At 71.4% G+C, this 13,162-nt stretch carries 12 protein-coding genes; 3 read left to right on the top strand and 9 right to left on the bottom strand.

Translation table 11 applies throughout. The features are described 5' to 3' along the window. Genes C3492_RS25500 through sbnA form a run of 3 tightly spaced genes read left to right on the top strand, consistent with a single transcriptional unit; the run spans position 1 to position 3,132 of the window. Positions 1–1,005 carry a TauD/TfdA family dioxygenase gene (locus tag C3492_RS25500; RefSeq protein ID WP_103814393.1) on the top strand — a complete coding sequence of 335 codons (1,005 nt, stop codon included), beginning with the start codon at positions 1–3 and terminating at the stop codon, positions 1,003–1,005. Then, entirely contained in the window at positions 1,002–2,072 is a 1,071-nt protein-coding gene (gene sbnB / locus C3492_RS25505) for a 2,3-diaminopropionate biosynthesis protein SbnB (RefSeq protein WP_103814395.1), read from the top strand. Before C3492_RS25500 ends, sbnB begins: the two co-directional genes overlap by 4 nt. A gap of 37 nt (positions 2,073–2,109) precedes the next feature. After that, positions 2,110–3,132, top strand: coding sequence for a 2,3-diaminopropionate biosynthesis protein SbnA (gene sbnA, locus C3492_RS25510; RefSeq protein WP_103814397.1), 1,023 nt, complete (start codon positions 2,110–2,112; stop codon positions 3,130–3,132). Between the two features lie 9 nt (positions 3,133–3,141). Here the strand turns inward: sbnA and C3492_RS25515 are convergent, their stop codons facing one another. From C3492_RS25515 to C3492_RS25555, 9 genes are all read right to left on the bottom strand, one after another. After that, positions 3,142–4,317 carry an MFS transporter gene (locus C3492_RS25515; RefSeq protein WP_103814399.1) on the bottom strand — a complete coding sequence of 392 codons (1,176 nt, stop codon included), beginning with the start codon at positions 4,315–4,317 and terminating at the stop codon, positions 3,142–3,144. Next, on the bottom strand, positions 4,317–4,820 hold the full coding sequence (locus C3492_RS25520; protein WP_103814401.1) for a GNAT family N-acetyltransferase: 504 nt from the start codon (positions 4,818–4,820) through the stop codon (positions 4,317–4,319). Before C3492_RS25520 ends, C3492_RS25515 begins: the two co-directional genes overlap by 1 nt. A gap of 1 nt (position 4,821) precedes the next feature. Continuing rightward, a complete protein-coding gene (locus C3492_RS25525) occupies positions 4,822–6,021 on the bottom strand; it encodes an alanine racemase (protein WP_103814533.1) in 1,200 nt (399 codons plus the stop codon). Further along, the gene (locus C3492_RS25530) at positions 6,018–7,307 is read right to left on the bottom strand and encodes a DUF6271 family protein (protein ID WP_103814403.1); all 1,290 of its coding nucleotides are present in this window, start codon (positions 7,305–7,307) and stop codon (positions 6,018–6,020) included. Before C3492_RS25530 ends, C3492_RS25525 begins: the two co-directional genes overlap by 4 nt. Further along, positions 7,304–8,335 carry a phytanoyl-CoA dioxygenase family protein gene (locus C3492_RS25535; protein ID WP_103814405.1) on the bottom strand — a complete coding sequence of 344 codons (1,032 nt, stop codon included), beginning with the start codon at positions 8,333–8,335 and terminating at the stop codon, positions 7,304–7,306. Before C3492_RS25535 ends, C3492_RS25530 begins: the two co-directional genes overlap by 4 nt. A gap of 103 nt (positions 8,336–8,438) precedes the next feature. Next, positions 8,439–9,950 (bottom strand): glycoside hydrolase family 3 protein, encoded by a 1,512-nt coding sequence (locus tag C3492_RS25540; RefSeq protein WP_103814407.1) that lies wholly within the window; start codon positions 9,948–9,950, stop codon positions 8,439–8,441. 8 nt (positions 9,951–9,958) lie between these two features. Continuing rightward, on the bottom strand, positions 9,959–10,789 hold the full coding sequence (locus C3492_RS25545) for a carbohydrate ABC transporter permease (protein WP_103814409.1): 831 nt from the start codon (positions 10,787–10,789) through the stop codon (positions 9,959–9,961). Further along, a complete protein-coding gene (locus tag C3492_RS25550; RefSeq protein WP_181140545.1) occupies positions 10,786–11,784 on the bottom strand; it encodes a carbohydrate ABC transporter permease in 999 nt (332 codons plus the stop codon). Before C3492_RS25550 ends, C3492_RS25545 begins: the two co-directional genes overlap by 4 nt. A 78-nt stretch (positions 11,785–11,862) precedes the next feature. Beyond that, the gene (locus C3492_RS25555; RefSeq protein ID WP_030645154.1) at positions 11,863–13,143 is read right to left on the bottom strand and encodes an extracellular solute-binding protein; all 1,281 of its coding nucleotides are present in this window, start codon (positions 13,141–13,143) and stop codon (positions 11,863–11,865) included. Between the last annotated feature and the right edge of the window lie 19 nt (positions 13,144–13,162).

A 13,162-nucleotide genomic window follows, 5' to 3' on the forward strand; every position in this document is an offset into this window, starting at 1 on the left:
ATGCCGTCCTCATCCCTGGCAGCACCGCTCGACGTGGAGCTGCGGCCGGACAGACCAGCGCTGCTGCGCGTGGACCGGCCCGCCGACGTCGCGAGCTGGGCGGCCGAACACCGCGAGGCGTTGCGGGCACAGGTCACCGAGCACGGGGCGCTGCTCGTGCGCGGGCTCGGCCTGAAGGACCCGGACCAGGTCGGTGCCGTCTTCGCACGGCTGGCCGGGACGCTCATGCCGGAGCGGGAGGCCTTCGCCCCCCGCGAGGACCACGGCCACGGCCTGTACTCCTCCATGCCCTGGCCGGCCAACCAGCCGATGTGCATGCACCACGAGCTGAGTTACCCGCTTCAGGTGCCCGGCCTGCTGCTGTTCGCGTGCCTGACCGCGCCCGAACAGGGCGGGGCGACCGCGGTCGCCGACGCCGAGCAGATCCTCCGGGCCCTGCCGGCCGAGCTGACCGAGCGGTTCGAGCGGGAGGGCTGGATGCTGACCCGCAGTTACAACGAGGAGATCGGGGCGTCCCTGGCGGAGTCGTTCGGCACCGACGACCGTGCCGCGATCGAGCAGTACTGCCGGGCCAACGCCATCGACTTCCGCTGGCAGGACGACGGGTCGCTGCGCACCGAGCAGCGCCGCTGCGCCGTCGTACGGCACCCGGTCACCGGCCGGAAGTGCTGGTTCAACCAGATCGCATTCCTCAACGAGTGGACCCTGGCCCCGGAGGTGCGCGAGTACCTGGTGGACGAGTACGGCGCCGACAGCCTGCCGTTCAACACCCGGTACGGCGACGGCAGCCCGATCGGCGAGGACGTCGTCCAGCTGCTGAACGCCACCTACGAGGAGCACACCCGGCGCGAGCCCTGGCAGGCCGGTGACCTGATGCTCGTGGACAACATCGGCTCGGCGCACAGCCGGGAGGCGTTCACGGGCGACCGGCAGGTGCTGGTCGGCATGGCCGAGCCGCGACGCCTGGCCGACTCCTGCCCGACGGGGGAGGCGAGCCGTCGATGACCGACACGCTGTCGACCGCCACCGAGGCGGACACGCCCCACCCGGGATCGGCGCCCTCCTTCGCGGTGATCTCCGGCAGGCAGGTGGAGCAGGCCCTCGGCGGGCGCGAGCAGGAGCTCGTGGACCTGGTGGAGGCCACCTACCGGCTGCACGGTGCCGGGGACTCGGTCAACCCGCCCTCGTACTTCCTGCGCTTCCCCGACCGTCCGACGGCCCGGATCATCGCGCTCCCCGCCTCCATCGGCGGCCCCGCGCGGGTGGACGGCCTGAAGTGGATCTCCAGCTTCCCCGACAACGTGCGGACCGGGCTGCCCCGGGCGTCCGCGGTGCTGATCCTCAACGACCACGACACGGGCTACCCGTTCGCGTGCCTGGAGAGTTCCGTCATCAGCGCCACCCGGACCGCGGCCTCCGCGGCGCTGGCGGCCGACTGGCTCAGCCGGACCCGGAGCCGCCCCCGCCGCGTCGGGTTCTTCGGCACCGGCCTGATCGCCCGGTACATCCACACGTTCCTGGCCGGTTCCGGCTGGACCTTCGACGCCGTCGGCGTGCACGACGTGTCCCCGGACAGCACCGCCGGCTTCTGCGGCTACCTGCGCCAGGCGGGCGCCACCGGTGAGGTCACCGTCCACGACAGCGCCGAGGACCTGGTCCGCTCCAGCGACCTCGTGGTCTTCGCCACCGTCGCCGGCCGGCCCCATGTCACGGCCCCCGGCTGGTTCGCCCACAACCCCCTGGTGCTGCACGTGTCGCTGCGCGACCTCGCGCCCGAGGTCCTGCTCGCCTCGGCGAACTTCGTGGACGACGTGGAGCACTGCCTGAAGGCGGACACCTCCCCGCACCTGGTCGAGCAGCGCACCGGGAACCGCGACTTCCTCAACGGGACCCTGTACGACGTGCTGCAAGGACGGGCCGCCCCGCCCCACGACCAGCCGGTGATCTTCTCGCCCTTCGGCCTGGGCGTCCTCGACCTGGCCGTCGGCAAGTACGTCTACGACCAAGTGGCCAGGGCGGGAGAACTCCGCCTCATCGACGACTTCTTCCACGATCTGCGCCGGTACGGCTGAGGCCGTTGCCCTCAGCCCTGGGACCAGGAGGCCTGCCGTGCCCGTCATCTCCGCTCCCCACGCCTTCAACGAAGGAAGTCTCTTCATCGATCTGGAATCGATATTCGGACACCGCCTCTACCTCAAGTGCGAGGGCTTCAACTTCGCCGGCTCCATCAAGTTGAAGGCCGCGAAGGAGATGGTGGAGAGCGCCGAGCGGGAAGGATCCCTGACGCCGGACTCCATCCTCGTGGAGTCCTCGTCCGGAAACCTGGGCGTCGCGCTCAGCATGATCGCCGCCAGCAAGGGCTACCGGTTCCTGTGCGTGACGGACTCCCGGTGCAACCTGTCGACGAAACTGCTGATGGAAGCCCTCGGCAGCCACGTGCACGTCGTGACCGACCTGGACGCGGGCGGCGGCTTCCTGGGCACGCGGCTCGAATACGTCCGCTCGCTGTGCGCGTCCGACGACCGCTACGTGTGGCTCAGCCAGTACACCAACGCGGGCAACTGGCGGGCGCACTTCCGCACCACGGCACCGGAGATCGCCGTCCACTTCCCGCGCCTGGACGTGCTGTTCGTCGGGACGGGCACCGCCGGGACGCTGATGGGCTGCGCCCGCTACTTCCGCAAGTGGCACCGGCCGGTGCGGATCGTCGCCGTGGACAGCGTGGGCTCGGTGGCCTTCGGCGGCACGCCCGGCCGCCGGATGATCCCCGGCCTGGGCATGAGCATGCGCCCCCCGCTGCTCGACGAGGAGTACGTGGACGAGGTGATCCGGGTGGAGGAGGCGGACACCATCCGCACCTGCCACCGGCTGGCCCGACGGGGCTTCCTGTTCGGCGGCTCCACGGGGACCGTGGTGAGCGCCGCGACGGACTGGCTGGCCCGGCACGGCACCCGTGACCTCACGGCGGTGGCGATAGCCCCCGACCTCGGCGAGCGCTACCTCGACACCATCTACCAGAGCAACTGGCTGCAGGATCTCTACGGCGAGCACCTGCTGGACTCCGCCCAGATCCACACCGCCTGGGAGGAGAACTCCGCGTCACGCGCGCCGGGGCACCGCCGAAGAGCCTAGCGACCCGCGTCAGCCGACCGGCTCCGGTTCCGGAGCGGGGGCCCGCCACGGGATCCGGAAGGCGGTCGCCGTGACGATCAGTGCGGAGGCCGCCACCGTGGCCATGCCCACGGTCAGGTTCGCCGCGCCGGCGACGAAGCCGATCAGGGCGGGACCGGCCAGCAGGCCCGTGGTGCCCATCGCGGCGACCAGCGCCAGCGCGTCCGCGCCACGGCCGGCCGCCGCCACGTACACGCACGGGGTGACGGCCGCCGCGCCGAGGCCGACGCAGGCGAAGCCGAGCAGGGTGGGCACCACTCCCCCGGCGAGCAGCGCGAGGGCGAGCCCCACCGCGGCCACCGCGCTGCCGGCCCGCACCACGCGTCCGTCGCCCCAGCGGGTGCGCCAGCGGTCCGCCCAGGCGCGGGCCAGCAGCATCATCACCGAGACGACCGCGATGCCGAGCGGGGCGACGGTCGCCGACGCCTTCACGACGTCCTTCATGTAGAGCGTCGACCAGTCGTTCATCGCGCCCTCGGTGATCGTGCCGAAGGCCATGGCGCAGCCCATGAGGAGGGTCGTGCCGGAGGGCAGGCCGCGGCGGCCACGGCGCTTCGGCCCCTCCGGGGCCGCGGGGTCCGGCTCCCGGTGGGTCAGCAGCCCCGGGCGGGCGCCGGCGAGCAGGAGCAGCAACAGGATCCCGGCCACGGCGAAGTGCCCCGGAACGGACGCGGTCAGCGTGGTCACGCCGGAGGCCAGCAGGGCGGCGGCGAGCAGCCCGCCGCTGAAGGTGGCGTGCAGCTGGGACATGGCCGTACGCCCGTGGGTGCTCTCCAGCGCGGCGCCCTGCGCGTTCATGGCCACGTTGAGGCAGCCGACCGCGACACCGTCGGCGCACACGGCCAGCAGCGCGAGCGGGTAGTCCGGTACGGCCGACAGGGCGGCCAGGACGGCGATCAGGGCCGCGGCGGACAGGAGGGACAGCAGGCGGGAGCCGAGCCGCCGCATCAGGACGGCCACCAGCGGGAAGGAGGCCGCCGCGCCGGCCCCGCAGGCCATCAGCAGCAGACCCACCTCGCCGGCGCCCAGGTCCAGCCGGGTCTTCAGCGCGGGCAGCCGGGACACCCAGGTGCCGTACTGGAAGCCGAGGAAGCAGAACAGCGCCGCGATCGACCACTTGGCGCGCCGGAAGGACGGTGCGGTCATCAGCTCGCCTTCCGCAGGGCCGCGAGCTGTGCCGACATGTACACCGCACCGCTGCCGTAGCCGGCCGGCACACGCGCCTCATGGTGGGGGCGGTAGCCGTTGGCCCGCCAGAAGGGTTCCTTGCCGGCGACCGCGACCAGCGACATGGTCGCGAAGCCCCGGGCGCGGGCGGTGTCCGTGAGGTGCCGGACCAGCCGGGTGCCCAGGCCCCGGCGCCGCAGCGGCGCGCTGACCACCAGGTCGTGCAGATGGAGGTTGGTGGCGTGGTGGGCGACCCGTTCGGGGCCGGTCAGGTCGGGACAGCGGAACCGCGGGTACGGCAGGGCGAGGACGTAGCCCGCGATCCGGCCGTCGAGGTCCAGGACGAAGCCGGTGCCCGCCGAGACCCGGGACCGCAGGGCGGCCTCGCCCTCGGTGAGCGAGGTGTCCGCGTACGCCCCGGCCTCCAGGGCGGCGACCTCGGGCCAGTCGGCCTCGGTGATGCCCCGTATGAGGCCTGTCATCTCAGTGGTGTCCTTCCTGGCCACGGGTGCACTCGGCCGGCAGCGGGCGGATGCCGTTGAAGCCCTGGGTCATGTAACTGCTGGCGTAGGCGCCGGCGGCGAGGATCCGGACCGGGTCGCCGGAGCCGACGGACCGGGGCACGCGCACCGGGTACCGGCCCTCGCCGTAGGCGTCGTCGCTGTCGCAGGTGGGTCCGGCGACGATCGCGGGGACGTGCTCCTCCGTCTCCCGTCCCGGGAAGACCAGCGGGTGGGTGACCTGGTCCATCTCGTACAGGCCGTTGTACTTGCCCACGCTCAGGTACAGCCAGCGGGTCCGCCCGCCGTCCGGCTGCGTCCGTTCGGTCAGCCGGACCACGTGGGCGTGGATCACGCCGTGGTCGGCGACCAGGTGACGCCCCGGCTCCAGCACGAAGTCGAGCGGGGCGGCGGCCAGCGCGTTCAGGCGTTCCATGCCCTCGCGGAGCACGGTGAAGATCTTGTCCAGCGGAGGGTCGAGGGGGTCGCCGCGCCGGTCGAGGTAGCCGAGCGCGGGCAGCCCGCCGCCGAGGTTCACATGGTCGGGTACGATCCCCCGCCCGGCCAGCGTCGTCAGGGTTCCGGCGAGGGTGTCCAGGGCCTGCTGCCAGGCCTCGCCGGTCATCTGCTGGGAACCGACGTGCACGGACAGGCCCGCCGGGACCAGGCCGGCGGCGCGGGCCGCCCCCAGGACGCGGACGGCGTCGTCCGGTGCGCACCCGAACTTGCGGTTCAGGCCCCACAGGGCGCCGTCCCCGCTGGTGGCGAGGCGGCAGAACACCCGGGCGCCGGGCGCGTGCGCGGCGACGGCGGTGACGTCCTCGACGCTGTCGGTGGCGAACGTGCGGACACCCAGGCGGTGGGCCTCGGCGATGTCGTGGTCGGACTTGATGGTGTTGCCGTAGTGGACGTGGTCGGGGTGCGCGCCGGCGCGGAGGGCCTGCTCGATCTCGGCGGGGCCGGCCGCGTCGAAGCCGGCGCCTGCGGCGGCCAGTGCGCGGAGGACTTCGTCGACCGGGCAGGCCTTGAGGGCGAAGCGGATGTGTGTTCCGGGCAGCTCGCTCAACAGGGTGTCGTATTGGTGCTCTATGCCGGTGAGGTCGTAGAGGAGGCGGTCCGTGGTGCTGGTGCGGGTTCGTTGTGGTTGATCGCGCCGTTCCCCGCGCCCCTTCGGGGCGCTCATGTGCGGGCCGCCCTGATCAGTACCGGCCAGCATTCGGTCAAGTGAGCGAAGTCTTCAATGTCCCGTTCGGCCTGGTCGAGTAACCCTTCGCGTTCCGCCCAGAGTTGGTCCGCGAATTTCGCGTACCGGCCGCCCAGTTTGCGGTACGCCGTGTCCACCCGGTCCAGGCGCCAGATGTTCTCGGCCCGGTCCAGACCCGTGCTCTCGCGGAGGAAGCCCACGATCCGGTCGGGGCGGACCCGCTGCCGCTCGTCCAGCAGGCCCGCGCCCTCGGCCGCCATCCGGGCGTACACGTCGTGGAAGTACAGCATCGACAGCAGGAACTTCACGAAGCGGCGCTGGTAGGCCGGGAAGCCGGTGTCGGTGCGGCGTTCGGGGGTGTGGAAGTTCTCGATGTGGCGGTTGTGGAGGATGCCGGGCAGGCCCGCGTCGTGGACGAGGTGGAGGAGGAAGTAGTCGCTGCCGATGGTGTCGGTGGCGGGCGGGAGGGGGACGCGCTCGTACACGGCGCGGTCGAAGGCGACGTTGCACATGTCGACGCGCATGGGGTCGACCAGGGTGAGGGTGGAGTGGTCCCCGGTGAAGGCAGTGGTGCCCGCGCCGGTGAAGGACTCCTCGACCAGCGCGCGCCTGCGGTCCTCGGGCCAGTCGCCGGGCGCCCAGAGTCCGACCACGTCGTGGTAGACCGCCTCGTCCAGGCGTCGTATCTCGCCGATGTCCACGGAGAGTTCGCCGATGAAGGAGGCTCCGGCCAGGGAGACCGGGCGGTGGGCCAGTGCCGGGTCGAGGTCGGTGCGGGTGACGGCGGCCGAGGCCTCGGCTGCGGGGCGGCCGAGCCAGGGCAGCTCGTGGTGGACGGGGAACACCGGTCGGCCGGCGTGGAGTTGGTAGGTGCTGTCGGAGTCGCGGCGGTGCACCGAGTCGCAGCCGAGGGCGGCGGCCAGCAGGAAGGCGCGGTTGGTGCAGGCGCCGTAGGAGACGGCGGGCGGGAGCATGAGACGCAGCAGCCGCTCCGGCTCGGGCACGCCCGCCTCACGGATGACCCGGCGCAGGAAGTCCCGCTGGGCCTCCTCGTCGTAGTGGCGGACGGTCACGCCCTGGTGTGCGGGCAGGGCGGCGACCGTGCGGGTGTGCTCGGTCCGGGTGCGGTCGTCGGCGGAGTCCAGGATCAGCAGCTCGACCTCGGCGCCGAAGTGCCGGGCGGCGTAGGCGGCTTCCGCGTGCAGGGCGGTGATGGTGGCGGAGCAGGCCCGGTTGGTGGGCAGGGTGAGGCAGACGCGGTTCACCGGGCACCTTCCGCGGCGGCCCAGGGGTCGAGGCCGAGCAGCCTGCGTCCCAGGTCGTTCAGTCCGGCGGGGCCGTAGCGGAGGGCCTCGGGCTCGCGGGCGTCGCCGAGCAGGGTGGCGTTCCAGTCGGGGGTGGCCAGGGTGCGCCAGGATTCCACGCGGGAGTCGCGCAGGGCCGTGTGCTCCTCCAGCGCGGGCATCATCGACAGGTACTGGACGGCTCTGACAGCGTTGTCGGAGACGTTGGGCGCGACGCCGTGGGCGAGCAGCCCGTTGAAGATCAGCAGGTCGCCGGCCTGGAGTTCGGGGCGGACCACCGGGAACTCGGCGCGGTCGGTGTTGGGGCGGACCGGGTCGCGGCCGGACGGCTGGGCGAGACGCCACTCCTCGAAGCGGCGGAAGAGTTCGGGCGCGCACTGGAAGCCGCCGAGTTCGGGGCGGGTGTCGGTGAGCGCGATGATGCCCTGCACACGCTGCGGCAGGACGGCGAGCGTGGTGTCGACGTCCCAGTGCAGCTCGATGTCGAAGCCCTCGTCGGTGGGTTCGATGTGGGAGCGGGACCGGGTGCGGACGTTGGGCGGGTTGAGGTTGAGGCGGTCCAGGGTGACCCACAGCTCCGGGCTGTCCCAGACGTCCACGAAGGCGTCGTAGACGCGCTGGTTCTGCCGGCTGTCCCAGATGAGCTGGTGGTGGTAGGCCTCGACGAAGCCGTAGATGAACAGGTGCCGGTCGAGTTCGGAGCGGAACTCCGGCTCCTCGTACCAGGTGTCGGGGCGGTCGGGGTCGAGCCCCTGGAACTCCCAGGCGAAGTCGAGGAGTCCCTTGGCCTCGCCGGGGGTGATGGCCTCGCGCACGATGACGTAGCCGTACGTCTGCCAGAAGGCGAAGTCCTCCTCGGACAGCACGCGCAGCGGCTGGGTCTTCTGGAGGTCGCGCAGGGGGGTCGGGGCGAGGTAGGTCTCGCCGTCGGCGCTGAAGTAGGGGCGGCCGGTCGCCGCGCGGTGCAGGAAGGGGTGGGGCGTCTGCATGCGATTCCTCTGGAACTGGAACACGAAGTGCGGTGGAGATCCGGGAAAACAGCACGATCGAGTGGGCCGCCCGCTGCGGCGGGCGGCCGGTGAGCCCGTCGGGTCAGCCCGCGAGGACGGCTTCGGCCGCGGCCACACCGCAGACCCGGGCGGCGCCGTAGGTGGCGATGTGCAGGGCGCCGCGCGGCGGGGCCTGGGGCAGGCCCATCTCGACCACGACGGTGTCGGGCCGGGCGGCGAGCAGGGTGTCGAGCGCGGAGCGCATCCAGTCGTGCCGGTGTTCGTCGCGGACCACGGCGACGATCCGGCGGCCCTCGGCCGCGGCGAGGACGGCGGCGCCGGCCCCGTCGCCGGTGAAGGAGCCGGAGGCGCTGCCGGGCAGCAGCCGCTCCAGTTCGTCGGCGACGCCCCAGGGGGTCTGGTCGCCGACGGCGATGTTCGGCGCGGGGTTGAACTGGGCGACGTACACCGGCCCGGTGACCGGTGCCGCGGCGCCCGCGCGGGTCACGGTCAGCGCGCGGCGGGCCGCGACCAGGCCGATCTCCGGGTCGGCCGGGGTCCTCCCCGCGTCGCCGCGGGCGGCGACGGTCCAGGCGGCCAGGTCACGGACCCGGGCCGCCGCGTCGGCGAGCCGTTCCTCGGGCAGTTCACCGGAGCGTACGGCGGCCACGAGGGCGTCCCGGAGCTTCAGCACGGTGCCCTCGTCGCACAGTCCGCCGCCCACGCAGATGGCGTCGGCGCCGGCGGCGATGGCGAGGACCACGCCGTGCTCCAGGCCGTAGGTGCCGGCGATCGCCCGCATCTCCATGCCGTCGGTGACGATGAGGCCCTGGTAGCCGAGTTCGTCGCGCAGCAGGTCGGTGAGGACGCGCCGGGACAGGGTGCCGGGGCGGTCGGGGTCCAGGGCCGGGACGAGGATGTGGGCGCTCATGATCGCCCGGGTGCCGGCGGCGATGGCCGCGCGGAACGGGGGCAGTTCGCGCGCGTGCAGGGTCTGGGCGTCGACGTCGATGCGGGGTACGGCGTGGTGGGAGTCGACGTTGGTGTCGCCGTGGCCGGGGAAGTGCTTGGTGCAGGCGGCGACGCCGGTGGACTGCAGGCCCTCCACCCAGGCGGCGGTGTGCCGGGCCACCAGGTCGGGGCTCGTGCCGAAGGAGCGGACGCCGATGACGGGGTTGTCGGGGTTGGCGTTGACGTCGGCGGAGGGAGCCCAGTCGAAGGTGACGCCGCAGGCGGCCAGGCGCCGGCCCAGTTCGCGGGAGACGGCCCGGGTGAGATCGGGGTCGTCGACGGCGCCGAGGGCGTGGTTGCCGGGGAAGGCGGAACCGGTGCGCACGTCGAGGCGGGTGACGTCGCCGCTCTCCTCGTCGATGGCGACCAGCAGGTCGTCGCGTTCGGCGCGCAACTGCCGGGTGAGGGCGGTGACCTGCTCCTCGCTGACGACGTTGCGGCCGAACAGGGCGACGGAGGCGAGGCCCTCGCCGATGCGGCGGCGCACCCAGTCGGGCGCGGTGGTGCCGTCGAACCCGGGTTGCAGCACCGCGAGGGCGTCCCGGGTCAGGGCGTCGCCCGCGGCGGAGCCGCTGCCGGACGCGGTGGTGGCGATGGTGGTCATCGGGGGCGTCATCCCTTCACGGCGCCGTCGGTCAGACCGCTGACAGCCTTGCGTTGCAGGAAGATGAAGAGGATCAGGATGGGCAGCGCGAACAGGGACGAGGCGGCCATGGTGGCGCCCCAGTCGTCGCCGAAGGCGGTCTGGAACTGGGACAGCCACAGCGGCAGGGTCTGCTTCTCGATGTCCTTGTTGAGGATCAGGACGAGCGGGAACTCGTTCCAGGCGGTGACGAAGCCGAACAGCGAGGTCGCCATCAGGCCGGGCGCGAGCAGCGGGAAGATCACCTTGACGAAGGCCTGGGTGCGGGTGCAGCCGTCGATCATCGCCGACTCCTCCAGCTCCTTGGGCACGGCGGCGACGTAGCCGCGCAGCGTGAGCAGGGTCAGCGGGAGCACCATCACCGTGTAGAACACGGTGAGCGGGACGAGGCTGTTGAGCATGTCGTTGTCCCGGACGATCAGGTAGATGGCGATGATCATGACCTCCCAGGGGGCCATCTGCGCCAGCATGAACGTCACGATGAGGCCGCGCCGGCCCTTGAACCGCATCCGTGCGAGGGCGAAGGCGGCGCACAGGGCGATGACGAGCGAGAAGACGACCGACAGGACCGTGACGGTGACGGAGTTGACCACCAGGGTCCAGAAGTGGTCGGCGTCGACGGCCTTCTTGAAGTGTTCGAGGGTGGCGTCGGTCGGGAACCACACCGGGTCCTCGGAGATGATGTCGCCGGTCGGCTTGAAGGCGGTGGCGAACATCCAGTACACGGGGAACACGAAGCCGACGAAGAGGACGACGGCGGTCGCGTTGGGCCAGAAGCGGCCGAAGAGCGAGCGCTTCACAGCTCGTCCTCCTCTTGCTTGAGCACCATGCGCAGGTAGTACGAGGTGATGACGAGCAGGACCAGGATGGTCAGGAAGGAGATGGCGGCGCCGACTCCGAAGTGCTGGTTGCCGACGCCCTCGACGTAGGCGTAGATCGGCAGGGTCTCGGTGAGGTGGTCGGGGCCGCCCTCGTTCATCGCGAAGATCTGCGGGAACGCCTTGAAGATCCAGATGACTTCGAGGAAGGTCGTGGCGTACAGGAAGGGCCGCAGGAAGGGCAGGGTCACCGAGGTGAAGCTCTTCCAGGCTCCGGCGCCGTCCAGGGAGGCCGCCTCGTACAGCTCCCGGGGGATCGTGGTGGTCGCGGCGTAGAGGTTGATCGCCACGAAGGGTATGGACTGCCAGACGAGGAGCAGGGTGATCACGGCGAAGGTGGAGAACTGGGTCTGGAGCCAGTTGTGGTCGGCCATGGAGTGCCAGCCGAGCTTGTCCAGCACCCAGTTGACGACGCCGAAGCGCTGGGCGAACAGCCACTGGTAGACGGTGGTGGCCGCGATGACCGGCATGGCCCAGGCGAGGACGAGACCGATCATCAGCAGCAGCCGCATCTTGCTGCCGAGCCGGGCCAGCAGCAGGCCGACCAGGGTCCCGAGCACCATGATCAGTGCGACGTTGACGGCGGTGAAGAAGACGGAGCGCTCGACGACGCGCCAGAAGTCCCCGCCACTGAGCACCTCCTGGTAGTTGTCGACGCCGTTCCACTCGGTGAGGTGCTGGATGAGCTGGCGCGGGTTGAGGTTCTGGAACGACAGCAGGCCGTTCTTGACCAGGGGCCAGCCGAGCAGCACCAGGGTGGCCAGCAGCGCGGGCAGCAGGAGCAGGTAGGGGGCGGCGGCTCGGCGCCGGGACGGGGCGCCGGTGGTGCGGCTGTCACCGCGCGGCGGGGCCGGTACCCGGGCCTTGCGGACAGCGGGCTCCCCGGCCGTGTCCGTGCCTTCGGTCTGCACTGACATGAGTTGCCATCTCTTCCGTGGCCGTACGGACGACACTGGTGAGCCGGGGGCGCCGGCGCGGCGCCCCCGGCGCGGTCATCAGTTCTGCTGGGCCAGGCGCTTGTTGATCTCGCCCTCGACCTGCTTGGCGGCGTCCGCCGGGGACTTGCCGTTCAGCACGGCCGTCATGTACGACTTGATCGGGTTCGGGTTGTTCTCCACCGCGCCCCACTCGGGGATCAGCGGGGTGGTGCCACCGACGGCGGCACCGGGGGCGGCGGCCTCGGCGACGGCGTTGCCCTTGAGGTTGGACTCCAGGGACGTCTTGTTCGGGATGACGCCGTTGAGCTTGGCCAGTTCGCCCTCGTACTGGTCGGACAGGGCGATCTTCAGGAACTCCTTGGCCAGGGCCTGCTTCTTGCTGCCCTCGGCGACGGCGAGGTTGGAGCCGCCGAGGAAGACGCCCTCGGGCTTGTCCGCGGTCTCGCCGGGGATGGTGAAGTAGCCGAGGTCCTTCTCGATGGCCTTGTTGGCGGTGACGGCCGTACCGGCCTCCCAGCCCATGCCGATGAAGGCGCCGGTCTTGCCCTTGGCGAAGACCTCGGCCTGCTGCGGGGTGGCCTCGTCCTTGTCCTTGGGGGCCTTGGAGTAGGAGGCGTACTTCTTGTAGATCTCCATGGCCTTGGCGACCTTCGGGTCACCGAGGTTGGAGACGTACTTGTCGCCCTCCTTCTTCACCAGGTCGGCACCCTGGCCGATGGTCAGGCCGTCGAAGAAGTACCAGTTCTGGCCGGGCAGGTAGATCGGCTCGGCGTCGGTCTTCTTGCCGATGGCCTCCAGGTCCTTGAAGAACTCGTCCCGGGTCTTCGGGGTGTCCTTGATGCCGGCCTTGGCCCAGATCTTCTTGTTGTAGATGACGACGCGGTTGGCGAAGTACCAGGGGGCGGCGTACTGCTTGCCGTCGTAGACGGAGGACTGCGAGACCGACGGCGTCCAGTCGGCGCCGATCTCCTTCTTCAGGTCGCTCAGGTCGGCGAGGCCGCCGGTGGCCGCGTAGGCCGGGGTCTGGGTGTTGCCGACCTCCAGCACGTCCGGCGGGTTGGACTCGGAGAGGGCGGTGGTGATCTTCTGCTGGATCCCGTCCCACTTCTGCGTCTCGAACTTCAGCTTCGCGCCGGTCTTCTTCTCGAACGCGGCCGTGACGTCCTTGACCCACTGGTCCGGCGTGGAGCCGTCCATCGCCCAGACCGTCAGGGTCTGGCCCTTGAAGCTGTCCGGTCCCGCGTTCTTGCCGCTGTCGTCGCCGTCGTCCCCGCCGCACGCCGACACGGACACCATCATGCCCGCGATCACGATCGCGGCCGCAAGCTTGCGCTTCACGCCACCCTCCTCAGGGATG

This window comes from Streptomyces sp. Ru62, assembly GCF_002920615.1.
In the GTDB taxonomy this organism is placed as follows: Bacteria; Actinomycetota; Actinomycetes; order Streptomycetales; family Streptomycetaceae; genus Streptomyces.

Coding starts and splice junctions, on each gene's coding strand:
- C3492_RS25500 (WP_103814393.1), top strand. CDS start 1: ATGCCGTCCTCATCCCTGGCAGCACCGCTCGACGTGGAGCTGCGGCCG.
- sbnB (WP_103814395.1), top strand. CDS start 1,002: ATGACCGACACGCTGTCGACCGCCACCGAGGCGGACACGCCCCACCCG.
- C3492_RS25515 (WP_103814399.1), bottom strand. CDS start 4,317: ATGACCGCACCGTCCTTCCGGCGCGCCAAGTGGTCGATCGCGGCGCTG.
- C3492_RS25520 (WP_103814401.1), bottom strand. CDS start 4,820: ATGACAGGCCTCATACGGGGCATCACCGAGGCCGACTGGCCCGAGGTC.
- C3492_RS25525 (WP_103814533.1), bottom strand. CDS start 6,021: ATGAGCGCCCCGAAGGGGCGCGGGGAACGGCGCGATCAACCACAACGA.
- C3492_RS25535 (WP_103814405.1), bottom strand. CDS start 8,335: ATGCAGACGCCCCACCCCTTCCTGCACCGCGCGGCGACCGGCCGCCCC.
- C3492_RS25540 (WP_103814407.1), bottom strand. CDS start 9,950: ATGACCACCATCGCCACCACCGCGTCCGGCAGCGGCTCCGCCGCGGGC.
- C3492_RS25550 (WP_181140545.1), bottom strand. CDS start 11,784: ATGTCAGTGCAGACCGAAGGCACGGACACGGCCGGGGAGCCCGCTGTC.